This is a genomic window from Streptomyces sp. AM8-1-1, assembly GCF_032229325.1.
Classification (GTDB): domain Bacteria; phylum Actinomycetota; class Actinomycetes; order Streptomycetales; family Streptomycetaceae; genus Streptomyces; species Streptomyces achmelvichensis.
Genome location: NZ_CP135086.1, coordinates 5,353,541 through 5,377,586, shown reverse-complemented (window position 1 = coordinate 5,377,586; position 24,046 = coordinate 5,353,541). Strand labels below are relative to the sequence as shown.

Sequence of the window (24,046 nt, the reverse complement as noted above, 5' to 3'; positions counted from 1 at the left end):
GAACAAGAGCTGTCAGCGGCCCGGGTGTGAGGGCAGCTACGAGGACATGGGCGACGGCGAGCTGTACTGCGACACCTGCGGTCTCGCACCCGTCGTCTCGCCGAACGGCATGGTCTCCTCCCCGCCCACGGGCATCACGGGCGGCGGGGCCCGCGGCAGCAGTTCGGGCCGGAGCAGTTCGCGCTCCTCCCGTGCCTCCTCGCGCTCGTCGACCTCGCGCCGCTCGGTCTCGGGACGGCTGTCGCGGTCGCTGACCGGGTCGAGTACCTCCACGCGCTCGGTCTCGGTGCGCAGTTCGGGCACCGCCACGGGCCAGTCGGGGCGCAACCGCCTGGGCGCGGGCCTGGTCTCCGTCCCCGAGGTGCCGCGTCCCGACCCGCGCTCCGCGGTGATGGAGAACCCCGAGGTCCCCGAGCGCAAGCGGTACTGCTCCCGCTCCGACTGCGGCGCGCCGGTGGGGCGTGCGCGTGGCGAACGCCCGGGGCGCACGGAAGGGTTCTGCACCAAGTGCGGTCACCCGTACTCCTTCGTGCCCAAGCTCGCCGAGGGCGACATCGTGCACGGCCAGTACGAGGTGGCCGGCTGTCTCGCGCACGGCGGCCTGGGCTGGGTCTACCTCGCGGTGGACCGGGCCGTCTCCGACCGCTGGGTGGTGCTCAAGGGTCTGCTGGACACCGGCGACCAGGACGCCATGGCCGCTGCCATCTCCGAGCGCCGCTTCCTCGCCGAGATCGAGCACTCCAACATCGTCCGCATCTACAACTTCGTGGAACACCTCGACCAGCGGACCGGCTCCCTCGACGGCTACATCGTCATGGAGTACGTGGGCGGCAAGTCCCTCAAGGAGATCGCGAACGAGCGTCGCGGCCCCGCGGGCAAGCGGGACCCGCTGCCGGTGGAGCAGGCGTGTGCGTACGGCATCGAGGCGCTGGAAGCGCTCGGCCATCTGCACAGCCGTAATCTGCTCTACTGCGACTTCAAGGTCGACAACGCCATCCAGCAGCAGGACCAGCTCAAGCTCATCGACATGGGCGCGGTCCGGCGGATGGACGACGACGAGTCCGCGATCTACGGCACCGTCGGCTACCAGGCCCCCGAAGTCGCCGAGGTCGGCCCGTCGGTGGCGTCCGACCTCTACACCGTCGCACGCACCCTCGCCGTCCTGACGTTCGACTTCCAGGGCTATACGAACGTCTTCGTGGACTCCCTGCCGGACCCGGACAACATCCAGGTCTTCCAGACGTACGAGTCGTTCTACCGGCTGCTCGTCCGGGCGACGGACCCGGATCCCGCGCGCCGGTTCTCCTCGGCGCAGGAGATGGCGGAGCAGCTGACGGGCGTGCTCCGGGAGGTCGTGGCACTGCAGACGGGCCGTCCGCGGCCCTCGCTCTCCACGCTGTTCGGTCCCGAACTGCGCGTCACGGACACCGGGTTGTTCGCCGAGATGACGGACGACGTGTCGACGCTCGGCGCCCGGCGGCCCCCTGCCAAGCGCTCCCGCAGGGCGACGCCCGTCGAGGCCAGGATTCCGCACCAGGCGGCCCCCGCGGCCCTCGGTGCCCCTGCCGCACCGCCCCTGCCCGGAGTGCCGGGTGCGCCTGGTGTGGCCGGTGCGCCTGGTGTCCCGCCCATGCCGGGCGCTCAGGCCGTGCCGGGAGGTCCCGGCCTGCAGTCGCCCGCGCCTCTCACGCTCGCGCCGCATCTGGCCGCGCTCGACGCCCGGGCGACAGCCCTGGCGCTGCCCGTGCCGCGGGTCGACCCGAACGACCCCAACGCGGGCTTCCTCGCGGGCTTGATGGCCTCCGCGCCCGCCGAGCTGATCGCCGCGCTCCAGTCCGCACCGGCACCCTCCCCCGAGACGCGGCTGCGCGAGCTGCGCGCCCGGCTGGAGATGGGCGAGCTGGACTCGGCTACCAGGGCGCTGGAGAACCTGGAGAGCGCGCACCCCGACGACTGGCGCGTCGTCTGGTACCGCGGACTCACTTCCCTGGTGACCGGGGACCGTGAGGTGGCGGCGCTCTCCTTCGACGCCATCTACGACGCGTTCCCGGGCGAGCCCGCCCCGAAGCTGGCGCTCGGGGTGTGTGCGGAGGTTCTCGGTCAACTGGACAACGCCGCCGAGTACTACCGCCTCGTGTGGACGACCGACCCGAGCTATGTGAGCGCCGCGTTCGGACTCGCCCGCGTCCAGCTCGCCGCAGGTGACAGGCCCGGCGCCGTGCGGACCCTGGAGTCGGTGCCGGAGGCATCGATCCACTACACGGCCGCCCGGGTCGCCGCCGTACGGGCGAGGCTGCGGCGACGCGCCGCGCACGAACCTCTCATCGGCGACCTGTCCGCGGCTGCCGCGCAGGTGGACGCCCTGAAGGAGTTCGGTCTGGACCCCGTGCGCCGGGAGCAGTTGTCCACGGAAGTACTCGGCACGGCGCTCGACTGGGTACTCTCCGGTAGTCCCGGAGTCCCGCCGTCCGTACCGGACGCGTCGAGCGCACCGCGGCCCGGTGGAGCACCGGCCGCACTGCTCGGCAGCGAACTGGACGAGCGCGGCCTGCGCTTCGGGCTGGAACGCTCCTACCGGGTGCTCGCCCGGCTCGCCCAGCGCGGCGAGGAGCGGATGGACTTGGTGGAGCGCGCCAACCGCTTCCGCCCCCGGACGTGGGTGTGATTGATGTCGTCGCAGATGCACGAGCCTGCCGCGGGGTCGTCCTGCCCCAGCTGCGCCGAGCCGCTGGAGGAGGGTGACCGTTTCTGCGGTGCGTGCGGGTACGACCTGTCCGCGGACCCGGTGATGCCGGGCTCCGACCGCCCGACGCTCGCCATCGGCTCCCCGGCCGTCTGGCCGGCGGCCACCGGCACGGACACCGCGGGCACACCCGCCCCCGTCCACCTGCCCGGCGATCTGCCGGGCACGGACTCGGGCGGCGGCGAGCTGCCCGTGTCCGGCGGATCGGGTCAACTGCCCGCCTCGGCCGTCCGGTACGACGGGCCACCGGCGGCCCGCGCCGTTGCCGCGGGCCCTCCCGGTGCGTCCGCCGCATCCGGTGCCTCCTCCGGGGACTTCGAGCTTCCCGCGCCCGAGGCCGCCCCTCGCGAGGCCGCCGCCCCCGACCCGCGAGCGGCCGCTCCCGTCACCCCCGCGGCCGGCACCAAGCTCTGTGTGGCCTGCCGGGCAGGCCGTGTCGACGACGACGGTTACTGCGAGAACTGTGGTCACGCCCAACCCCGCGAGCGCGACCACATGGAGGAGGAGCTCGGCTCCGTCGCCGCGGTCAGCGACCGCGGGCTGCGCCACCACCGCAACGAAGACGCGTTCGCGGTGTCGTCGACCGCGCTGCCGGACGGTTCGCCGGCCGTGGTCGCGATCGTCTGCGACGGCGTGTCCTCGGCGACGCGCCCCGACGAGGCGTCCTTGGCCGCCTCGAGCGCCGCCAACGATCTGCTGCTGGAAAGCCTGCCGCGCGGCACGCAGCCGCAGCAGGCGATGCACGAGGCCATCGTCGCCGCGTCCGAGGCCGTCAACTCCCTTGCCGCCCAGAACGCTCAGGGCGAGGCGATGGAGCACGACCCGCACCGCCACCAGAACGCCCCCGCCTGCACGATCGTCGGCGCGATCTCCGCCGGCGGTCTGCTGGTCGTCGGCTGGGTCGGCGACAGCCGCGCCTACTGGGTGCCCGACGACCGCACGGGTCCGGCCGCGCGGCTCACCGAGGACGACTCGTGGGCGGCCCAGATGGTCGCGGCCGGCCTGATGAACGAGGAACAGGCGTACGCGGACGAGCGGGCCCATGCCATCACGGGCTGGCTCGGCGCCGACGCGTACGAACTGGAGCCGCACACCGCCGCGTTCAAGCCGGACCGTTCCGGTGTGGTCGTGGTCTGCACGGACGGCCTGTGGAACTACGCCGAGGGCGCCGACGAGATGGCCCGGGCCGTGCCCGCCGACGCCGCGGACCGGCCGCTGCACAGCGCGCAGGTTCTGGTCGGGCACGCCCTCGACGGCGGGGGCCACGACAACGTAACAGTGGCGGTCCTGCCGTTCACCGTCCCGCCGCAAGGGGCAGGATCGGCCTACAACACGGCCTGAAAACCGATTTGTCCGGCGAGTCACCCTCGCCGGCCCCCACACCTTGCGACACCAGCACGCCTTTCGACACCAGCACGCGTTTCGAGACCGCCACGCCTACGACACCGCTACGCCGCTCGACCAGCACGTCACGTGACAAGTACGTCACTCGTCCGCCAGGTCACTCGTCCCGTACGTCACATGACCAGCTCTCCCGAGTGGAGCCCTCAAGGAGCCGATCAGATGGCCGTTTTCTCCAAGTCCCAAGTGCCGCAGTTCTCCGTCGAGGTGTACCAGAACGAGTACCTGCCCGAGGGCGGCCGGGAGGTGAACGCCATCGTGACCGTCACCTCCACCGGTGGCGGCACCAGCGGCGGGGCTCCGCTGACCGGTGCTTCGACGACACCGTCCGCCATACCCGCGCAGGCGCCGGGCGCAGCCGTCGCGATCATGGTCGACTGCTCCGGCTCGATGGACTACCCGCCGACCAAGATGCGCAACGCCCGTGACGCCACGGCCGCCGCGATCGACACCCTGCGCGACGGGGTGGAGTTCTCGGTGATCGCCGGTACGCATCTGGCGAAGGAGGTCTACCCGGGCAACGGGCGGCTCGCGGTGGCCGATCCGCAGACCCGCGCCCAGGCCAAGGACGCCCTGCGGCGGCTGGCCGCGGGCGGCGGCACCGCGATCGGCACCTGGCTGCGGCTGGCGGACCGCCTGCTGTCCACTTCGGAGAGCGGAATCCGGCACGGCATCCTGCTGACCGACGGCCGCAACGAGCACGAGTCGCCCGAGGATCTGCGGGCCGCCCTGGACTCCGTGGCGGGCCGCTTCACGTGCGACGCCCGCGGTGTCGGCACCGACTGGGAGGTGAAGGAGGTCACCGGTATCGCCTCCGCGCTGCTCGGGACCGCCGACATCGTCGCCGACCCGGCCCATCTGGCAGCGGACTTCACCAGCATGATGGAGAACGCGATGGGCAAGGAGGTCGCGGACGTCGCGCTGCGGCTGTGGACCCCCGTCGGCGTCGAGATCCGGTTCGTCAAACAGGTGGCGCCCACCGTCGAGGACCTGACCGCCCGGCGCACCGAGGCGGGTCCGCGGGCGGGCGACTATCCGACCGGTTCGTGGGGCGACGAGTCCCGCGACTACCACGTGTGTGTGCAGGTGCCGCAGGCCGGCATCGGCCAGGAGATGCTCGCCGCCCGCGCCTCCCTCATCATTCCGTCGACGGACGGCGGCGCTCCGCAGGTGCTGTCCCAGGGGCTGGTCCGGGCGGTGTGGACCGACGACATGGCGGCATCGACCTCGATCAACCCGCAGGTGGCGCACTACACGGGCCAGGCGGAACTGGCACAGGTCATCCAACAGGGTCTGGATGCCCGCAAGTCGGGTGATTTCGACGGCGCCACGGCCAAGCTGGGACGTGCGGTGCAGCTCGCGTCGGCGTCCGGGAACGCGGACACCGCGAAACTGCTTGCGAAGGTGGTGGACGTGGTCGATGCGGCGACAGGTACTGTGCGACTGAAGGCGAAGGTTGCGGAAGCCGACGAAATGACCCTCGAAACACGCTCCACCAAGACGGTGCGTGTGAAGAAGTAGTCGGCGACAGCACCGAAAACGACACGGCCCGCGGGCCGGACGGAGAGGGGGAAGGGCCGACATGCCGACCTGCCCGAACGGACACCAGTCGGGTTCCGACGACTGGTGCGAGGTCTGTGGCCACCGCATGGCCGGCCCCGGCGCCCCCGCAGGCGCCGTGCCGCCTCCCCCGCCGCCCTCCTACGGCTACCCGGGCCCGGGCGATCCGAACGCCACCGCCCAGGCCGAGCTCTGCCCGCAGTGCCGCACCCCGCGCGAGGCCATGGCCCCGTTCTGCGAGGAGTGCCGGTACAACTTCCTGACCCACACGGCGACGTCGTACACACCGCTCGCGCCGGCCCCGCAGCCCCCCGGGCTGAACCTGCCGGCCGGCTTCACCAACCAGCCGTCCCCGCCCGCGCCGCCGCAGGGCCGCGGCGGTCCGGGTCCCGGTCAGCACGACCCGTACGACTACCAGAGCTCCCGGCCGTCGCAGATGAACCGGGCCGCCGAGCCGCTGATGAACGAGCCGCCGGGGCAGCACCAGCCGCCCCAGGGCTTCCAGCAGCCCGGGCCGCCGCCCCCGCCCCCGCCGTCGTTCCAGCAGCCCGGGCCCCCGCCTCCGCCGTCATTCCAGCAGCAGGGGCCGGGTCAGCAGCAGGGACCGGGCATGCCGGGTGCCGGAGACGGGCAGCAGGGACCGCCGCCTCCGCCGTACCAGCAGCAGTCCGCTCCCCCTGCGCCGCCGCGGCCTCAGCACGGCGACGCGGGTGACGACTGGATGCTGCCGCCGCCCGCCCAGCCCCAGGCCCCCCAGGCGCAGGCGGCCGGGACGCAGACTCCGCAGGCACCGCCGCAGCAGTTCCAGCAGCAGTCCGTGCCCCAGCAGCCGGCGCAGCCGCTGTATCCGCAGCAGGGCGGGCCCCAGGGCACTCAGCCCGGTCCCGCACAGCAGCCCCCGCAGTACGGGACGCCCGCCGGGTGGACGGTCGTCGTCGCGCCGGACCGCGAGTACTTCATGGCGATGATGCAGCGCAGCGGCCCGGACGCCACCGGTCTCAATCTGCCCGCGTACTCCCCCGAGCAGCAGCTGCCGCTGTCGGGCAACCAGGTCACCATCGGCCGCCGCCGGCACTCCACCGGCGAGGCGCCGGACATCGATCTCTCGGTGCCGCCGGAGGACCCGGGCGTCTCGCACCAGCACGCCGTGCTCGTGCAGCAGCCCGACGGCTCGTGGGCGGTCGTCGACCAGAACTCCACCAACGGCACCACGCTGAACGGCGCCGAGGACCCGATCCAGCCCTATGTGCCGGTCCCGCTGAACGACGGCGACCGCGTCCACGTCGGAGCCTGGACCACGATCACCGTCCGCCGCGGCTAGAGAGGCGCTAGGCGGGCGGCGCGGTCTGCCGCGCCGGCCCCAGCGGCCAGGCGTACGGCCCTTCCGGGTCGTCCAGCCAGGCCCACTGATGGTCTCCGCTCACCGTGACGCCGAAGCGCTCGCGCTGCGGGCGCCGCTCGCGTTCCCACAGCGACAGGGCCTCGTGCGGGTCGAGGCTGCCCGCGGTCAGGGTGAGCAGGAACCGGAAGAGGTCGTTCTCGATCACCCGGCGGGGCAGTCCCCCGATGTGCCCCTCCGCCGCGGCGTCGCTGCCGCGCAGGGGAACGAAGTACGCGGACGTCCGCAGGAAATGACCTTCGGCGCTGCGGGTGGGGCCGTCGTCGCTCACCCGTAGCGCGATCAGGCCCGTGGAGAGCGGGGCGAGGATCCGTGCGCCCGGCCGGCACTGGGGCAGCCAGTCGAAGGGCACGGACGGCAGGGTGCAGGTCGCGATGATGCGGTCGAAGGGCGCGCGCTCGGGACAGCCGCGGGCTCCGTCGCCGGTGACGACGGTGGGGTGGTAGCCGGCGGCGGCCAGATGCCTGCAAGCGGATTCGGTGATCTCCGGCTCCACGTCGACGGTGGTCACCCGGTCCTCACCGAGCCGGTGGGAGAGCAGCGCCGCGTTGTAGCCGGTGCCGGCACCGATCTCCAGGACGGTGTTGCCGTCCTCGACCCGGAGCTCGTCGAGCATGCGCGCCATGAGGGAGGGCTGGCTGCTGGAGGAGATCAGTTCACCGTCCCGTACCCGGGTGGCCAGCGGCATGTCGTAGTAGGCCCCGCGCAGCCACCGCTCACGCCGGGCCCTGTCGGGGTCCAGGCACCACATCCGCTCATAGGTGCCGCCCCGGCCGATGAAGTAGTACGGCACGAACACATGCCGCGGGACCTCCTCGAACGCCGCCCGCCAGGCGGGATCGCCAAGACCGCCCTCGTGCACGATCGCCCGCACCAGCGCGTCGCGCGCCTCGGCGGCGGGCCCGGCATCGGGCTCCAGGTGCGTTCCCATATGTCCACTCTCCTGCGCCACGGCCGCCGTGGCGAGCGCCCGGCGGGGGCGGAGGCCCCGGGCGTGACCGGAAACCGGGCGACTCCCCGGCGCTGAAATCCTGTCGGGAGTGCCGTCGGGAGGCCTGTCGGAAGGAAGTCCTAGGGCCTGGGTCCTCGGTCGGGGTGTCTGAGACCATGGAGGCGTGAATGAGATTCCGCGCGGCACGCTTCAGGAGCAGACCTTCTACGAGCAGGTCGGCGGCGAGGAGACCTTCCGGCGCCTCGTCCACCTCTTCTACCAGGGCGTGGCCGGCGATCCGCTGCTGCGGCCGATGTACCCGGAGGAGGATCTGGGTCCGGCCGAGGAACGGCTCACGCTCTTCCTGATCCAGTACTGGGGCGGGCCGCGTACCTACAGCGACAACCGCGGTCACCCGCGGCTGCGGATGCGGCACGCACCGTTCGCGGTCGACCGGGCCGCGCACGACGCCTGGCTGAAGCACATGCGCGCGGCCGTCGACGGGCTGGGGCTGGCCCCGGAGCACGAGCGGCAGCTGTGGGACTACCTCGTCTATGCCGCCGCCTCCATGGTGAACACCGCCGAGTAGGGCCCACCCCACAGAACGCTCTAGCTGCCGAGCCTCTCCGTCACCCAGCTGTGGAAGTCGCCGATGTGGTGCTCGCTGGGCACCAGTACCCCGCCCGTGCGGTAGGCGCGTGAGTCCATCGCCGGCTGGGTGCGCTCGCAGGCGGCGAAGTCCTGCGCATTGACCCGGTGGAAGAGCTCCACCGAACGGGAGATGTCCGCGCCGGAGGCGAGGACCTCGGGCGTGTAGAGCCAGTCGCACTCGACGACCGTACGGTCATGGCTCATCGGGAACATCCGGTGCACGATCACATGGTCGGGCACCAGATTGACGAAGACCTGCGGCTTCACGGTGACGGCGTAGTAGCGGCGGTCCTGTTCCTCGGCGAGGCCCGGCAGCCGGCCGAAGCCCTCGCTGCCGTCGACGGTGAAGCCCCGGGCGCCCTCGGAGAAGGCCGCGCCGTGGCCGACGTAGTACTGGGCGGCATATCCGCGCGCGAACTCCGGCAGGACGTAGGTCAGTTCGGGGTGGATGGTGGCGCAGTGGTAGCACTCCATGAAGTTCTCGACGATCAGTTTCCAGTTGGCCTTCACGTCGTAGCTGACGCGCTTGCCGAGGGCGAGATCTCCCGTGCGGTAGCGCTCGATGGCGGCGACCTCACCGAGGCGTTCGACCGCCGCGCCGACCACGCTGTCCTCGAACGACGGTGGCTCGTCGGCCAGACAGACCCAGGCGTAGCCGAGCCATTCGCGCAGGGCGACGGGGCGCAGCCCGTACGCACTGCGGTCCACATCGGGCATCTTCACGAGGTTGGGGGCGGCGACGAGCGCGCCGTCGAGGTCGTAGCTCCATGCGTGGTACGGGCAGCGCAGCGTACGCCGTACCTCGCCGGACTCCTCGGTGCACAGGCGTGCCCCGCGGTGCCGGCAGACGTTGAGGAACGCACGTGGTTCGCCTGCCCTGTTACGGGTGACCAGCACGTTCTCGCGGCCGACCTGGACCGTGCGGAACGCGCCGGGGCGTGCGAGGTCCGCGGAGCGCACGGCGCAGAACCAGAGCGATTCGAAGATCTTCTCCTGCTCCCGGGCGAAGATCTCGGGGCTGGTGTAGTGGTGTCCGGGCAGGGTGGCGAGCAGGCTCGGCGGCTGCGATGCCGCGGTCTGCTGGTGCGGTGCCGCGGTCTGCGGGTGCGCGGTCTGCGAGAGCGGCGTGGCCGGCGTCATGGTCATCAGGTCGTCTCCATCAGGCGGGCGCGGTCGCGATGCGGCCGGGGTCGAAGAGCTCGATGGGGTGGTGCGTGGTGCCGTCCAGCGCCAGGTCGGCCAGGATCTCGCCGACCACGGGCACGAACTTGAAGCCGTGCCCGGAGAATCCGCAGGCGACGGTGACGGCATCCGCGTGGGACGGATGCCGGGCGATGACGAAGTGCTCATCGGGCGTGGTGGAGTACATGCAGGTGACGGCTTTGAGGAAGGTGCCGGGCAGCGTGGGCAGCCGGGGCGCCAACTGGGCTGCCATCGCCCGTACTTCGTGGTCGTGGACGGTGCGGTCGATGGTCTCGGGGGTGCACGGGGTGCCATTGCGGAAGAAGGCGACCTTCGCCCCGCCGTCGGGTCCGTCGATGGCCGGGAAGCCGTAGACCTGGACCCCCGCGGTGTCCTCCCAGATGTAGACGGGATGGCGTTCGGGCAGATAGGGGCCGGTGCCGCCGTCCGGCCGGAACCAGTACATGATCTGCCGCTCGATGCTGAACGGCACCCGCAGATCGGTGAGCAGCCGCGGCGCCCAGGCTCCGGGGCAGATGACGAGGTGGCCCGCGGTGTAGGTGTCCTCGGCGGTGTGGACGCGCACTCCGTCGCGGTACGGCTCCCAGCGGGTGACCGGCTCCTCGAACCGCAGCTCGGCGCCGTCGCGGGTGGCCAGCTGGAGGTGGGCGGCGACGGTGTTCTCGGGCCGCAGCAGTCCGGCGCGCGCCTCGTACAGGGCGACCTCGTCGTCGGCGGGGGTCAGCGTCGGGAATCGGCGGTGCAGTTCCTTCGCGTCCAGCATCTCGTGCGGCAGGTCCCACTGCTGGGCGGAGCGCAGCGATCCGGCGACGGTTCGCGACTCGGGCCGGCCGACCATCACGCCGCCGCACAGGGTCGCCACGTCGCGGCCCGTATCCCGCTCCAGTTGCTCGTACAGCTCGTAGGCGCGCAGCAGCAGCGGGACGTAGGCCGGGTCCTCGAAGTAGGACTGACGGGTGACGCGGGATCCGCCGTGGCTGGACCCCCGGCTGTGCACCGGACCGAACTTCTCCAGTCCCAGCACACGGACCCCCCGGGCGGCGAGATGGGCGGCGGCCGCGCTGCCCATCCCTCCGAGGCCGAGGACGATCACGTCGTACGCGGGTGCCATGCGTGTCCCTTCTACCGGCGGATGCGGGTCATCTTGGGATCGAACAGGGGCTCTTCGGCGACGGTGGCGGCGACTTTCTCACCGAAGTACTCCACATGGACCGCTGTGCCGGGTTCGAGAGGCGGCAGCCAGGCGTACGCGATGCAGCGGCCGACGGTGTAGCCGTAGCCGGCGCTGGTGACATGGCCGGCCGGGGCGCCGGGCGTCCCGTCGGTGTACACGGGTTCCCTGCCGAGGACGACGGCTGCCGGGTCGTCGAGCGTGAGGCAGGTGAGCCTGCGGCGGATCCGTTCCGGGGAGAGTGCGTCGCGGCCGGTGAAGTCGCCCTTGTCGGGGCGGACCGCGAAGCCGAGACCCGCCTCGTACGGGGTGTCCTCGTCGGTCATGTCCTGGCCCCAGGCGCGGTACCCCTTCTCCAGCCGCAGGGAGTTGAAGGCACTGCGGCCGGCGGCGACGACGCCGAGGTCCTGCCCCGCCGCCCACAGGGTGTCCCAGAGCCGGAGGCCGAGGTCGGCGGTCGTGTAGAGCTCCCAGCCCAGCTCTCCGACGTAGCTCAGCCGCATCGCGGTGACCGGGACATGGCCGATGAAGGTCTGCCGCGCCTTGAAGTAGCCGAAGGCGCTGTGCGAGAAGTCGTCACGGGTGAGCGGTTGTACGAGGTCGCGGGCGAGCGGCCCCCAGACCCCGATGCAGCAGGTGCCGGAGGTGATGTCGCGGATCTGAACGGCGGCGGGCGCCTGCCGCAGCAGCCAGTCCAGATCGGCCGGCGAGTTGGCGCCGACCTGGAAACGCTCGTCGGCGAGGCGGGCGACGGTCAGATCGGAGCGGATGCCGCCGGTCGCGTCCAGCAGCAGGGTGTAGGTGACCGAACCGACGGGCTTCGCCAGCTGGTTGGTGGTCATCCGCTGGAGGAACGCGAGCGATCCGGGACCGCTGACCTCCAGCCTGCGCAGCGGAGTCATGTCGTAGAGCGCGACCCTCTCGCGGGTGGCACGCGCCTCGGCCGCCGCGACGGGCGACCAGTAGCGGGCCGCCCACGGGTCCCGCCCGGGAAGCCGTATCCCTTCGGCGAGCGGTGCGTTGGCCTCGTACCAGTGCGGCCGCTCCCAGCCGCCACCCTCCAGGAAGAAGGCACCGAGCTCCTGCTGACGGGCGTGGAAGGGGCTGATCCGCAGCGGACGCGGCTGCTCCATGGGCTGGAGGGGGTGGATGACGTCGTACACCTCGACGAAGTTCCGCGCGCTCCGCTCAGCGATGTAGGCGGGCGAGCGCTGGACCTCCTCGAAGCGGGCGATGTCGCACTCATGGACGTCGAGGGCGGGCCGGCCGTCGGTCATCCACTCGGCGACGGCCTGGGCGACACCGGCGGAGTGGGTGACCCAGACGGCCTCGGCGAGCCAGAAGCCGCGCAGCTCGCGGGACTCGCCGATGACGGGCATGCCGTCCGGGGTGAAGGAGAAGACGCCGTTGAAGCCCTCCTCGACGGCGCTGTCCGCGAGGGCGGGCAGCAGACGGGTGGCGTCGTCCCAGCTGGGGGCGAAGTCGCATGCGGTGAAGTCGAGCCAGGACGGCATGACCGGCGCGTCGTCGTACGCGGGGACGGTGAACGGATCGACCGGCATGACGCGGTGCGCGTAGGAGCCGATGCCGATCCGGTTGCCGTGCTGCCGGACGTACAGATCGCGGTCCTGGTGCCGAAGGATCGGCAGGTCCTCGCGCGGGATCCCCGGCAGGGGCGCGGTCCTCGCGTACTGGTGGGCGAGCGGTAGCAACGGCACCTCGACGCCCGCCATGGCTCCGATCACCGGGCCCCAGAAGCCTGCCGCGGAGACGACGTGTTCGGCGGGGAAGGTGCCGCGGTCGGTGACGACCGCGGTCACCCGGCCGCCCTCGCGCTCGATGCCGGTGACCGTGTGCCGGTCGAGGAAGCGCGCGCCGCGGCCCTCCGCCCGCTCCATCTGAAGGCGCCCGGCGTCCACGGCGCGGGCCAGGCCGTCGTCCGGGGTGTGCAGGCCGCCGAGCACGAACTCCTCGTCCAGCAGCGGCCACAGCTCCTTGCACCGGCTCGGGGTGAGCACCTCGGCCCGTACGCCCCAGGAGGCGGCGAGACCGGCTTTGCGGTGGAGATCCGCCAACCGGGCCCGGGTGGTGGCCACTTCGAGGCCGCCGACCGTGTCGAAGGCGCCGAGCGCACCGAACTTCTCGACGGTGCGGGCAGCGAAACGGGTCATGGTCCGCGACGGATTGGTCTGGAAGACCAGGCCGGGCGCGTGGGATGTGGAACCACCGGGAGCGGGGAGCGGGCCCTGCTCGAGGACGGTCACGTGGCTCCAGCCACGGGCGGTGAGTTCGTCGGCGAGCGAGCATCCGACGATGCCGGCCCCGATGATGACGACGGATGGACTGGGCATGCCTCAACCCCCAGCTGTTGCGCTGTGCACGACGGGTTGCGCGATGAGAGACATAGTGGGAACGCGTGGGGGCCACCGTCAAGGGCCCACGGGCAGGGAACGCGGATGTAACACGGGGCCGCGGCGAACCATGGCCGGCGTGACGGGTGGTGCGCGAGGCGTGACGGGGCGTCGTGGCCGGCTCGGTCAGCGGGGAGAAATGCCGCGAGAGGGGCGGGGCGGCACGGGATGCCGTGAGACGGACGGGGCCGGTGAGGCGGGCCGGCGGTGGCCTGAATTCAGCCGCCGGAACTCAGCCGCCGTAGCCCATCCGGCGGGAAAGCTCCTCCGCGACCGCCATCGTGCGCTTGGCCAGCTTCGGCAACAGCTCCTCGCCGAGCCGATAGGCAGGCCCGGACGCACTGATCGCACCGATCACGGTTCCGTCGTGGGTGTACACGGGCGCTGCCACCGCGTTCAGGCCGATCTCCAACTCCTCGGCGGCGATGGCGAACCCCTGCCCGGCCGCCTCGGCCAGCTGGCTGTCGAGATCGGCGGGCGAGGTCACCGTGCGCTCGGTGTACCGCTCCAGACCGGCGGCGAACAGCCGCTCCCGTACCGCCGTGGGGGCATGCGCGAGCAGCACCTTCCCGCTGGAGGTGGCATGCAGCGGAGTACGGCGGCCGAGCCAGTTGTACGTCGTCACGGAGGCCGCACCACGGGCCTGGGCGACGTTGACGGCCGCGTCGTCGTCGAGGATCGCGATGTTGACGGTCTCGCCCACCTCGTCGGCGAGTTCACGGCACAGCGGTGTGCCCTCCTGCGAGATGTCGAGCCGTACGGCCGCCGCTCCCGCGAGCCGGAGCATGCCCGCGCCCAGGCAGTACTTGCCGCGGTCCTTGGACTGCGTGACCAGCCCCCGGTTCTCCAGCACCCCGAGCAGCCGGAAGGCGGTGGACTTGTGCACACCCAGCTCGTCGGCGATCTCCGTGACGCCCGCTTCACCGTGCCGGGCAAGGCTTTCGAGCACGCTCACGGCACGGTCCACCGACTGTACGGCGCTGGCCTTCTCGGTCATCCGTCGAACCCCCGAGCTGCTGTGCGCGTTGCGCATCGCGCTGCACGATGCATCATGCGGCGCCCCTGCCCACTTGCCTGAACGTTAACCGGTTCTCGTGGGGATGACGCTCAGGCCGCCGAGACCGTTCGTCCGTACCGCGATCGACCCGAAGGGGGTACGCAGTCTGAGCCACGCGCCCGTGGACAGCAGCGCCACCGGGACGGACGGGCGCAGGAATCCGAGTGAATGGGCCGCGTGCACCGCGCGCAGGGGCAGCGGGGTGTCGGCGACGGTCCGCGACCAGATGTCCCGGCCGATCCGGTCCCGCTCGGTGCGGGTGCGGTGCTGGGCCGGCAGTCCCTCGTCGCGGGCGCGGAACTCGGCGATCGCTGCCGTGACCGCGGCGCGCATCTCGGCCACCGGCGGCAGCCCGGGCAGCTCGCGCCAGCCGCCGCGCGGCGGCAGCACACCGGTCCACGGGGGTCCGGTGACGGGGGCGGGCACGGTGAACCTCTCGCTGCCGAGGCTCTCCAGCAGCTCACCGGCGGAGACGGTGACATCCAGCTCGACGGGCTCACCGAGGCGGGCAGCGCGGACCGCCAGCACCTCGAAGGACGGCGGACGTCCGAAGACCGCGAGGCTGGACATCGGTCCGTCGGCGCCGCCGGCCTGGAGCCTGACGGCCGCGGCACGGTCGTAGTGGATCAGCCGGGCGAGGAAGGCGGAGAGATCCTCCGCCTCCCTCGCATCGGCCAGGTGCAGAGTCTGCACGGGTACCGTCATGCCGCGAGAGCATCCTCGTCGGCGCCGTCGGCCGCGTTGTCGTCGGCACCGTCCAGATACTTCTGGAGGTAGGACTTCTCCTCCGCGGTGATCCGCCGCGGACGCCCGGCCTCCAGGTTGTAGGGCACCACGATGGTCGAGGCCCGCACATACACCTGCGAGGCGCCCTCGGCGTCCTTGACCTCGTACGCGATGGTGAGCGAAGCAGCGCTGATCTTCGTCACCCACGACTCGACGACCACCGGCTCGTGGCGGTGGACGAGCGGCCGTACGTAGTCGATCTCGTGCCGTGCGACGACCGAACCGCCGGAGAACGACGGCGAGCCGTCCCCCGGCGCCAGCCGGAACATGAAGTCGATCCGCGCCTCTTCCAGATACCGGAGGAAGACGACGTTGTTGACGTGCCCGAAGGCGTCCATGTCCGACCAGCGGAGGGGGCAGCTGTAGATGTGCCGGGCCATCGTGAACCTCAGCCCCGGGTCAGCTTCTTGTAGGTGGCACGGTGCGGCCGGGCCGCGTCCGCGCCGAGGCGCTCGACCTTGTTCTTCTCGTACGACTCGAAGTTGCCCTCGAACCAGAACCACTTGGACTCACCCTCGTAGGCGAGGATGTGCGTCGCGACCCGGTCCAGGAACCAGCGGTCGTGGGAGACGACCACAGCCGCACCGGGGAACTCGAGCAGAGCGTTCTCCAGCGAGGAGAGCGTCTCGACGTCGAGGTCGTTGGTGGGCTCGTCGAGGAGCAGGAGGTTGCCGCCCTGCTTGAGGGTGAGCGCGAGGTTCAGCCGGTTGCGCTCACCACCGGAGAGGACGCCCGCCGGCTTCTGCTGGTCCGGGCCCTTGAATCCGAAGGCGGAGACATAGGCGCGGGAGGGCATCTCGACGTGGCCGACGTTGATGTAGTCGAGCTCGTCGGAGACCACGGCCCACAGGGTCTTCTTCGGGTCGATGTTGCCGCGGGTCTGGTCGACGTAGGAGATCTTGACGGTCTCGCCGACCTTGATCTCGCCCGCGTCGGGAGTCTCCAGGCCCTGGATCATCTTGAACAGCGTGGTCTTGCCCGCGCCGTTCGGACCGATGACGCCGACGATGCCGTTGCGCGGCAGCGTGAAGCTCAGGTCGTCGATGAGGAGCTTGTCGCCGAAGCCCTTGGAGAGGTTCGCGACCTCGACGACGACACTGCCCAGACGCGGGCCCGGCGGGATCTGGATCTCCTCGAAGTCCAGCTTCCGCATCTTGTCGGCCTCGGCCGCCATCTCCTCGTAACGGGCCAGACGGGCCTTGGACTTGGCCTGCCGCCCCTTCGCGTTGGAGCGGACCCACTCGAGCTCTTCCTTGAGCCGCTTGGCGCGCTTGGCGTCCTTCTGGCCCTCGACCTTCAGACGGGTCTGCTTGGTCTCGAGGTACGTCGAGTAGTTGCCCTCGTAGCCGATCGCGCGGCCGCGGTCGAGCTCCAGGATCCAGCCCGCGACGTTGTCCAGGAAGTACCGGTCGTGGGTCACGGCGACGACGGTGCCGGGGTACTTGGCGAGGTGCTGCTCCAGCCACTGCACGGACTCGGCGTCCAGGTGGTTGGTGGGCTCGTCGAGGAGGAGCAGGTCCGGGGCCTCGAGCAGCAGCTTGCACAGGGCCACGCGGCGCTTCTCACCACCGGAGAGGTTGGTGACGGGCCAGTCGCCGGGCGGGCAGCCCAGCGCGTCCATGGCCTGCTCCAGCTGGGCGTCGAGGTCCCAGGCGTTGGCGTGGTCCAGGTCTTCCTGGAGCTTGCCCATCTCCTCCATCAGCGCTTCGGAGTAGTCGGTCGCCATCAGCTCGGCGACCTCGTTGAAGCGCTTCAGCTTGCCCATGGTCTCGGCGGCGCCGTCCTGGACGTTCTCCAGCACGGTCTTGGACTCGTCGAGCGGCGGCTCCTGGAGGAGCATGCCGACGGTGTACCCGGGCGAGAGGAACGCGTCGCCGTTGGACGGCTGCTCCAGACCGGCCATGATCTTCAGCACGGTGGACTTACCGGCGCCGTTGGGGCCGACCACACCGATCTTCGCACCGGGCAGGAAGCTCAGCGTCACGTCATCGAGGATGACCTTGTCGCCGTGCGCCTTGCGCGTCTTGCGCATCGTGTAGATGTACTCAGCCAAGAGAAACCGTCCGGCAAGAAGTGGGTGGGCAGAGATACACCCCATCTTGCCGTACCGCCACCCCTGGGCGAAAACGGGTAGGTGACGGCACCTGCCGACCCCCTCCCCCGCCTGCTTCCGGGACGCCACCGTCGGGGCCGGCACGCGCCCCCTGGCACCACGTGTCTCACCGTGCGCGCACGTCCGCCCACTCCGGGTTGGATCCCTGGGAATCGTGAGCATCTCCCGGAGTCCCGGTGTTTCAAAGTCCCGGTGTTCCCGAGTCCGAGAGTCCGGGAGTCCGGGAGTCCGGGAGTCCCAGAGTCCCGCTGACGCCGGGCTCGGGGGTGCCGGGCTCGGGGGTGCCGGACCCGCACCCCCGAGCCCCGGAGCGTCGTCACTGCTCGGTGGGGACCTTCTTCTTGCGGAGGAAGAAGATCGCGCCGCCGCCGATCACCACCAGCACGACCGCGATGCCCGCGATCATCGGAGTGGCGCTCGATCCGCCGGTCGCGGCGAGGTCGCCGTCCAAGCCGGCCGAGACGCCGCCCGCGGCGGCCGGGCTGGGCTGGGAGCCCAGAGTCTGGGTCTCCGGCGTCGAGGCGCCCTTGATCTTGCAGTCCAGGACGCCCCTGAAGTTCTTGCTGAAGCCGCCCGGCCCGGTGATGGTGAAGTCGTACGCCTGGTCCTCGGCGACCGGGACGGTGACCGTCCGCGACTCCCCCGCCGCGATCGTGTGGCTGAAGCCGGCCAGCTCGAAGGTGAACGGGGCGTCACCCTTGTTGGCCGCCGTGATGTCGACGCCGCCCTGTGCGCAGTTCTTCTTGGCGGAGAGCGCCGGGATCGCCCCGGCTGTGGCCCAGGTCGCCGCCGCGTCCGCCGAGACCGTGGACTCGCTGGACCCGGCGAGGATCTGCGTCTGGCTCCTGGTCGCACCGGCGAACGCCCTACCCACCGGCACCGAGGTCGTCGCCTGCGCGCTGAGCGTCGCCGAGCCGTCCACGGCGCCCGCCGGCACGTCGAAGAAGACCTTCGCGCCGTTCACGGCGGACGTGACCCGCTTTCCGGCCGCGTCCGTGATCCTGATGCCGCTGGCCGCGGCGTCCACCGGCGGGGTCAGGGCGACCTGGGCCGCGTCCGTGCGCACGGTGACGGGCCCGAGACGGCCGCCCGCCTTGCCGGAGACCGCGCTCGGTTCGAGGCTGAGCGAGGCCTTCGGCTCGACGACGTTGCGCGCCTTGGCCTGGAGCCAGTCCGCGAGCTTCTCCGCCGCCGGGTCGAGGGCGTCGACGTCGGCGTTGTCGGAGTAGCGCCAGATGGCCACCTGTGTACCGGCGGCGGCGGTCTTCTGGCTGAGCGGACCGGTGCCGGCCGACGCGGCCAGCGCCGCGAGGTCGTCCACCTGCGGGTAGGAGTGCTGAAGGATCCAGCGGATCTTGCCCGCGTTCTTGTTGGTCGCCAGCGAGGTCTGACTCCAGGGGGTCTCCAGGTACTTCGCCTGGTCCTGAGTCGGGTTGTGTATGTCGATGCAATAGGTCTTCAGGCGGCCGCCGCCGTCCACGGTCATCTCGAAGACGCCGGCGGGTATTTCATGGCTCTCGCCGTTCGCCCGGAGTACGGCGGTGTCGAACGTCTTCAGTCCGTCGAGAGTGGCGACGGCGCCGCCCTGGTGCTGAACATCGTCCTCCGCGACGGCGGTACCCGCGCCTGCCATGGATCCTGCGGTGATGAGCCCCGACATCACGACCGCGACGGTAAGACGGCGGACAGCGCCCCGCCCGCGAGCGACCGACGCAGAGAACGTGCCGAACACAGAATTCCCCTCCGGGCGAGGCCAATTCGCGTGTGACACGTGGGGGGAGTGCCTCGCCAGCATGCTCAAGTGCCCCGTGAGTACTGGGAAATCCTAGGGAGGCCGCGCACCCCAGGGCCCCGTCATACCGTCAGACAACCATTCCGACTCGTAATCGTTATCGCCGACCGTCCAACTCTCACCACCCTTCGTTCCCGAATCGACAAATCTCCACAACTCCCGGTCAGGACGGGGATACTGGCGGTCAGAGCACCGCACGCATGGTCGAGGCGCGAGTACCGACAGTCAGAACGGAGCCGCTGCGACCTGCGGCTGCATCCCCTCCCGCACCTCCGCCGGCGGTGGGCCCGACGACTCCGGCAGCGGCTCGCCCACCGGAAGGACCTCGCGCTGCACCGACCTCTCCCGCACCGACTCCGTCGCTTTCGGTGCCGCTTTCACCACACGCCGGAATGCCGACGTTCCCCGCGTCAGGTCATGGCCGACGGCCACCGCCTCGATGTCCACGAATGTCCTGCGCTGCCCTTCGCGTTGCCCGTTCCGCGGACCGCCGGCATCGGCCGTCCGGTATCCGTCCCGGTCCTCCTCGCGGATCCGCAACCGGCCATGGACGAGAAGCGGGTCGCCGACAGAAACGGAACCGGCCAGATTTATGGCGAGAGTGCGCCAGGCGACAACCGTGTAGAAGCTGGTGTATCCGTCCGTCCAACTCGCGCTCTGCCGGTCCCAGCGCCGCGGCGTGACCGCGATACGGAATCGCGCCACACCGCCCGAGGCCGTTTCCCGGTAGTCCACATTCGTGGCGACATTGCCCACCACCGTCACCGTCGTGTCGTTCACGGCGACCACCTCCCCGTCCGGTTCACGGTCGGCCTTTGCCGACCGGTTTCCATGCTGAACCGGCCCGGAGAATCCCGCTGCGCCCTGTGGACTAGCGCCCCGCTGTGGAAAACCCCGTCACCCCGGAGCCGCGCCCGCCCCCGAGCCCCGTGCCCGGCCGGGAGCCGCTCGCGTGTCCGGTCATCCCCGCCCTGCCGGACACCGCGGAGTACTGCTCCCGCACCTCGCGGTACCGCATCAGCTCGCCGGCGATCGGATCCAGCACCTTCGCCCGCCCGCACCCGGCCGCCGCCTCGTGCAGCCGGCGCTGCGCGTCCTGCCCGTACCGCCGCGCCGGCCCCCGCACCGCCGCTGTGCAGGCCCACTCCACCAGCGGTCCGCCCACGATCCCCGCCACCATCAGCATCGCGGGAACGATCAGGCCGGGCTCGAAGATGCCGATGATCTGGCCCACCAGCCACAGCCCGCCGCAGACCTGAAGGAGCGTCATCGACGCCTGCGCCAGTACGGCAGCGGGCCACCACGCCGGCCGCAGAGGCTTCTTGCTCGTCGTCACCGCCTCACGCGCCGCCAGTTCGTCCAGCGCCTCCGGCAGCCCGTCCGCCCCGCGGACAGCCGCCTCACGCACCGCCTGCGCCCAGGGCACCGGCAGCCCGGCAGCCGCTTCGTCGGCGACCGTACGAACCGCCTGTTCGACCCGCTGACGCGCCGTGAGCTCCTCCTCCACCGGCGTCGTGGCCTGCGGCGCGGCGCCCCCCGGCGTACGCGAACGCTCGTACCAGCGCCACAGCCGCAGCCAGGGCGTACCGCAGGCCCGCCCCGCGTGCCTGCGCCACTCGCGCTCCGCCGCCTCACCCGCCGCCTTCGCCCCCACGGCCTCCGCGAGCCGTGCCGCGAAGTCCTCGCGGGCCCGCTCGTTCAGACCGGTACGCCCGGCGGAGACGTACACAGAACGCAGTTTCCCGGCCGCCGCGTCGACGTCGGCGGAGAGACGGCGGGCCGCGGCGCTGCGCTCCTGCACGAACGTCCCGAGCATGTCCCGCAGCTCGTCGACGCCCTGTCCGGTGAGCGCCGACAGCGGCAGGACCGTCGCGCCCGGCTCACCGTGTTCACCGAGGGCCATGCCGTCCTCGTCGAGGAGCCGTCGCAGATCGTCGAGCACCTGGTCGGCGGCCTCGCCCGGCAGCCGGTCCACCTGGTTGAGCACGACGAACGTGATCTCCGCATGGCCCGCGAGCGGCCGCAGATACCTCTCGTGCAGTGCGGCGTCCGCGTACTTCTCCGGGTCGACGACCCAGATCACCGCGTCCACGAGCGCCAGCACCCGGTCCACCTGCTCGCGGTGCTTGACCACCGCCGAGTCGTGGTCGGGCAGATCGACCAGCACCAGACCGGACAGCTCCTCGTCGCCCCCAGCGAGCGGCCTGCGCCGCAGCCGCGGCGGGATGGCGAGCCGGTCGAGCAGCCCCGCGGCACCTTCCGACCAGCTGCACGCGATCGGCGCCGCGGTGGTGGGCCTGCGCAGCCCGGTCTCGGACAGAGGCACCTGCGCCAGGGCATTGAAGAGTGTCGATTTTCCACTGCCGGTGGCGCCGGCGATCGCCACGACGGTGTGCCGCGCGGACAGCCGCTGCCGGGCCGCGGCCTCGTCGAGGACGCGCCCGGCCTCCGCGAGGGTGCTTCCCTCCAGACGGGTGCGGGACAGGCCGACCAGCTCGCGCAGGGCGTCCAGACGGGCCCGCAGCGGGCCGCCGTACGCCCCGCCGATCTCCACATGCTCCTCGCCGGGGTCCTCCTCGAACAGCTGCGGCTCCTCCTCGCCCTTGGCCCGCCGGGCGATCAGGCCGTCGTCCCAGCGCCCTTCGGCCGGCTGCCCGTCGTCGGCTCCGTCCAAGGGCTCGGCGGGCGCGTGCACGCGCTCATCGCTCTCCTGCACCCCTTCGCCCGTCTCCTGCACACGGTCATCGGTCTCGTTCTCGTCGCCCGTGATGGCGGTCAACGCCATCACCTCACCTTCTGCAGTAGGGACAGCGCGGCGATCAGTTCGGCTTGCGGTTCGGGCGTCACTTCGAGCGCGTCGAGGGGTGCGAGGCGGCGGTCGCGTTCGCTGTTGAGTACGCCGTCGAGGTACGTGTTCATCAGCTCGCCGCCCTTGTCACGCAGCTTCAGCGCGCCCTGCGCGCCGATCCGCTCGGCGAGCCGCTCCCCGGCGCCGCGGGCCCGCCGGCCGCCGAGCAGGACGGCCGCGACCAGTGCGGCCAGGGTCTCGGAGTCGGGGGTGGTGCTCAGTTCCAGGCTGCGCACCTCTTCCTCGGCGAGCTCCTCCAGCTCCCGCCGCCAGCGGCGCACCGCCATCCCGATCCGCTCCGCCGCCTCCAGGTCCATCCGGCCCCGGAACACGACGGCCGCGGCGCCAGGCTCCCGTCGCCATGTCTCCTGGATGTGCTCGTCGGCTGCGGCGACGGCACACTGCACCAGCGCGCACAGGCTTCCGACCAGGGAATCCAGCAGCTCACCGGCCGTGCTGTCGCGGGGGAAGCCCCGCCAGCGCGTGCGCGCGTCACCGGCGAGCACCGCGCCGGCCCTCACCTGCCGCGCCACCCGCTCGCGCTCCTTCTCGTATGCCTCCTCGACCACGCCGGTGAGCCGTACGACGGTCGCGTACTGTCCGGCGACCGCCGAGGCCAGCTCGGGCATGCGCGCCTTGAGCGAATCGATCACCCCCGTCGCCGTGCGGGCGAGCGCCTGCTGCCGGGCGGCCGGGTCCTGCACCCGGTGGGCGAGCCAGGCGAACAGCGGCGCCACGGCGGTGGTGGGCAGCAGACCGCTGCCACCACCGGCCGACTCGGGCAGCTCGGGGATGGTGAACCGGGGCACGTCGCCGAGCCCTGCCTTGGTCAGCAGAGCCGCGTACTGCCGCGACACGTCCGCGATCACCTGGTGCGGCACCCGGTCGAGCACGGTGATCAGCGTGGCGTCGTACTCCTTGGCGGTACGCAGCAGATGCCAGGGCACGGCGTCCGCGTACCGGGAGGCGGTCGTGACCATCACCCACACGTCGGCGGCGCAGATCAACTCGGCGGCAAGCAGCCGGTTCTCCACGACGAGCGAGTCGATGTCGGGCGCGTCGAGGAGGGCGAGTCCACGGGGCAGGGTCGAGGCCTTCTCGATCCGCAGCGCATGCGCCTCGCCCACGTCCCGGCCGCTCCCGGCCTCGTCCTCGTCGGTCTCGTCCTGGTGGGGCAGCCACACACGGGTGAGCTGGGGCAGCACCCGCATCTCGGCGAACCAGTGGTGATCGTCGGGGTGGCAGACGAGTACGGGTGTACGGGTGGTGGGCCGGAGAACCCCGGCCTCGCTCACGCGCCGCCCCACAAGGGAGTTGACGAGGGTGGACTTACCGGTTCCGGTGGAACCCCCGACGACCGCGAGGAGCGGTGCTTCGGGGTTCTTCAATCGGGGCACCAAATAGTCGTCGAGCTGCGCGAGCAATTCCGTCCGCGTCTGCCGGGCACGCGGTGCACCGGGCAGAGGAAGGGGAAGACGCACGGCGGCGACACGGTCGCGGAGGGCGGTAAGTGCGTCGATCAGCTGAGGCCGTGCATCCAAGGTCACCACATGCGAAGAATGCCTAATTTTGGCGGCTTTTTGAAGCGTATGAGCATGTCTGCGCGCCGGTCGGACACATGGGACACACGGGACGAGTGGGGCGCAGGCATAACGAGTGCACAACACCAGCGACGAGAGGCGGAAAAAGCGGTGCAGGAATCGCACCTGCCTGCGATTATCGGTTCGCTTCACTGAACCTCCACATCGTGGCACGCAGGTGAAGCAACCGGGACAAGGGGATCGGAGCCCTATCCTTGTCCCCGGCAAGGTCACGGATCCCCGGGCTCCGGTAGCCGCGGCCACCATTCGGCCCCCGTAGCTCAGTGGATAGAGCAGGCGCCTTCTAAGCGCTTGGCCGCAGGTTCGAGTCCTGCCGGGGGCGCGCTCGCAGGCCCTCCCTTTGGGAGGGCCTTTTGCTGGTCAGGGGCCATTTCGCGGG

Annotated in this window: 17 protein-coding genes and 1 tRNA gene; 6 read left to right on the top strand and 12 right to left on the bottom strand. The window is 71.4% G+C overall.

Annotated features, from left to right (window positions below):
* Positions 1-46 precede the first annotated feature (46 nt).
* The 4 genes from RPQ07_RS24185 (at position 47) to RPQ07_RS24170 (ending at position 7,025) form a co-directional block, all read left to right on the top strand.
* On the top strand, positions 47-2,665 hold the full coding sequence (locus RPQ07_RS24185; protein WP_313949008.1) for a serine/threonine-protein kinase: 2,619 nt from the start codon (positions 47-49) through the stop codon (positions 2,663-2,665).
* A 3-nt stretch (positions 2,666-2,668) separates the two neighbouring features.
* A complete protein-coding gene (locus RPQ07_RS24180; RefSeq protein ID WP_413777774.1) occupies positions 2,669-4,084 on the top strand; it encodes a PP2C family serine/threonine-protein phosphatase in 1,416 nt (471 codons plus the stop codon).
* A 222-nt stretch (positions 4,085-4,306) separates the two neighbouring features.
* Complete coding sequence (locus RPQ07_RS24175) at positions 4,307-5,665, top strand: vWA domain-containing protein (RefSeq protein ID WP_313946272.1); 1,359 nt, start codon at positions 4,307-4,309, stop codon at positions 5,663-5,665.
* A gap of 61 nt (positions 5,666-5,726) precedes the next feature.
* On the top strand, positions 5,727-7,025 hold the full coding sequence (locus RPQ07_RS24170; protein WP_313946271.1) for an FHA domain-containing protein: 1,299 nt from the start codon (positions 5,727-5,729) through the stop codon (positions 7,023-7,025).
* Between the two features lie 7 nt (positions 7,026-7,032).
* On the opposite strand, the gene RPQ07_RS24165 is transcribed toward RPQ07_RS24170, so the two are convergent.
* A complete protein-coding gene (locus RPQ07_RS24165; protein WP_313946270.1) occupies positions 7,033-8,034 on the bottom strand; it encodes a methyltransferase domain-containing protein in 1,002 nt (333 codons plus the stop codon).
* A 184-nt stretch (positions 8,035-8,218) separates the two neighbouring features.
* On the opposite strand from RPQ07_RS24165, the gene RPQ07_RS24160 reads away from it, so the two are divergent.
* Positions 8,219-8,623, top strand: coding sequence for a globin (locus RPQ07_RS24160; RefSeq protein ID WP_313946269.1), 405 nt, complete (start codon positions 8,219-8,221; stop codon positions 8,621-8,623).
* Between the two features lie 20 nt (positions 8,624-8,643).
* Here the strand turns inward: RPQ07_RS24160 and RPQ07_RS24155 are convergent, their stop codons facing one another.
* From RPQ07_RS24155 to RPQ07_RS24105, 11 genes are all read right to left on the bottom strand, one after another.
* Positions 8,644-9,831 (bottom strand): aromatic ring-hydroxylating dioxygenase subunit alpha, encoded by a 1,188-nt coding sequence (locus RPQ07_RS24155; RefSeq protein ID WP_313946268.1) that lies wholly within the window; start codon positions 9,829-9,831, stop codon positions 8,644-8,646.
* Between the two features lie 13 nt (positions 9,832-9,844).
* Positions 9,845-10,999, bottom strand: coding sequence for an N-methyl-L-tryptophan oxidase (gene solA / locus RPQ07_RS24150; protein ID WP_313946267.1), 1,155 nt, complete (start codon positions 10,997-10,999; stop codon positions 9,845-9,847).
* An 11-nt stretch (positions 11,000-11,010) separates the two neighbouring features.
* Entirely contained in the window at positions 11,011-13,410 is a 2,400-nt protein-coding gene (locus tag RPQ07_RS24145; RefSeq protein ID WP_313946266.1) for an FAD-dependent oxidoreductase, read from the bottom strand.
* 292 nt (positions 13,411-13,702) lie between these two features.
* On the bottom strand, positions 13,703-14,467 hold the full coding sequence (locus tag RPQ07_RS24140) for an IclR family transcriptional regulator (protein ID WP_313946265.1): 765 nt from the start codon (positions 14,465-14,467) through the stop codon (positions 13,703-13,705).
* 84 nt (positions 14,468-14,551) lie between these two features.
* Positions 14,552-15,232: a hypothetical protein gene (locus tag RPQ07_RS24135; protein WP_313946264.1), complete on the bottom strand. Its 681-nt coding sequence runs from the start codon at positions 15,230-15,232 to the stop codon at positions 14,552-14,554.
* Complete coding sequence (locus RPQ07_RS24130; RefSeq protein WP_313946263.1) at positions 15,229-15,693, bottom strand: thioesterase family protein; 465 nt, start codon at positions 15,691-15,693, stop codon at positions 15,229-15,231. Before RPQ07_RS24130 ends, RPQ07_RS24135 begins: the two co-directional genes overlap by 4 nt.
* 8 nt (positions 15,694-15,701) lie before the next feature.
* Positions 15,702-17,366: an energy-dependent translational throttle protein EttA gene (gene ettA / locus RPQ07_RS24125; protein ID WP_313946262.1), complete on the bottom strand. Its 1,665-nt coding sequence runs from the start codon at positions 17,364-17,366 to the stop codon at positions 15,702-15,704.
* Positions 17,367-17,742: 376 nt separating this feature from the next.
* Complete coding sequence (locus tag RPQ07_RS24120) at positions 17,743-19,158, bottom strand: LAETG motif-containing sortase-dependent surface protein (RefSeq protein WP_413777773.1); 1,416 nt, start codon at positions 19,156-19,158, stop codon at positions 17,743-17,745.
* A 285-nt stretch (positions 19,159-19,443) separates the two neighbouring features.
* Entirely contained in the window at positions 19,444-19,998 is a 555-nt protein-coding gene (locus tag RPQ07_RS24115; RefSeq protein ID WP_313946261.1) for a single-stranded DNA-binding protein, read from the bottom strand.
* 91 nt (positions 19,999-20,089) lie between these two features.
* Entirely contained in the window at positions 20,090-22,003 is a 1,914-nt protein-coding gene (locus tag RPQ07_RS24110; RefSeq protein ID WP_313946260.1) for a GTP-binding protein, read from the bottom strand.
* A complete protein-coding gene (locus RPQ07_RS24105) occupies positions 22,003-23,607 on the bottom strand; it encodes a dynamin family protein (protein ID WP_313946259.1) in 1,605 nt (534 codons plus the stop codon). Before RPQ07_RS24105 ends, RPQ07_RS24110 begins: the two co-directional genes overlap by 1 nt.
* 309 nt (positions 23,608-23,916) lie before the next feature.
* Between RPQ07_RS24105 and RPQ07_RS24100 the strand changes: the two genes are divergently transcribed.
* Positions 23,917-23,989, top strand: a tRNA-Arg gene (locus tag RPQ07_RS24100).
* The last annotated feature ends 57 nt before the right edge of the window (positions 23,990-24,046 follow it).

Bases quoted from the DNA above. Each gene is read 5' to 3' on its own strand.
- RPQ07_RS24185 (WP_313949008.1), top strand. From the start codon at position 47: ATGGGCGACGGCGAGCTGTACTGCGACACCTGCGGTCTCGCACCCGTC.
- RPQ07_RS24180 (WP_413777774.1), top strand. From the start codon at position 2,669: ATGTCGTCGCAGATGCACGAGCCTGCCGCGGGGTCGTCCTGCCCCAGC.
- RPQ07_RS24175 (WP_313946272.1), top strand. From the start codon at position 4,307: ATGGCCGTTTTCTCCAAGTCCCAAGTGCCGCAGTTCTCCGTCGAGGTG.
- RPQ07_RS24170 (WP_313946271.1), top strand. From the start codon at position 5,727: ATGCCGACCTGCCCGAACGGACACCAGTCGGGTTCCGACGACTGGTGC.
- RPQ07_RS24165 (WP_313946270.1), bottom strand. From the start codon at position 8,034: ATGGGAACGCACCTGGAGCCCGATGCCGGGCCCGCCGCCGAGGCGCGC.
- RPQ07_RS24155 (WP_313946268.1), bottom strand. From the start codon at position 9,831: ATGACCATGACGCCGGCCACGCCGCTCTCGCAGACCGCGCACCCGCAG.
- solA (WP_313946267.1), bottom strand. From the start codon at position 10,999: ATGGCACCCGCGTACGACGTGATCGTCCTCGGCCTCGGAGGGATGGGC.
- RPQ07_RS24145 (WP_313946266.1), bottom strand. From the start codon at position 13,410: ATGCCCAGTCCATCCGTCGTCATCATCGGGGCCGGCATCGTCGGATGC.
- RPQ07_RS24140 (WP_313946265.1), bottom strand. From the start codon at position 14,467: ATGACCGAGAAGGCCAGCGCCGTACAGTCGGTGGACCGTGCCGTGAGC.
- RPQ07_RS24135 (WP_313946264.1), bottom strand. From the start codon at position 15,232: ATGACGGTACCCGTGCAGACTCTGCACCTGGCCGATGCGAGGGAGGCG.
- RPQ07_RS24130 (WP_313946263.1), bottom strand. From the start codon at position 15,693: ATGGCCCGGCACATCTACAGCTGCCCCCTCCGCTGGTCGGACATGGAC.
- RPQ07_RS24110 (WP_313946260.1), bottom strand. From the start codon at position 22,003: ATGGCGTTGACCGCCATCACGGGCGACGAGAACGAGACCGATGACCGT.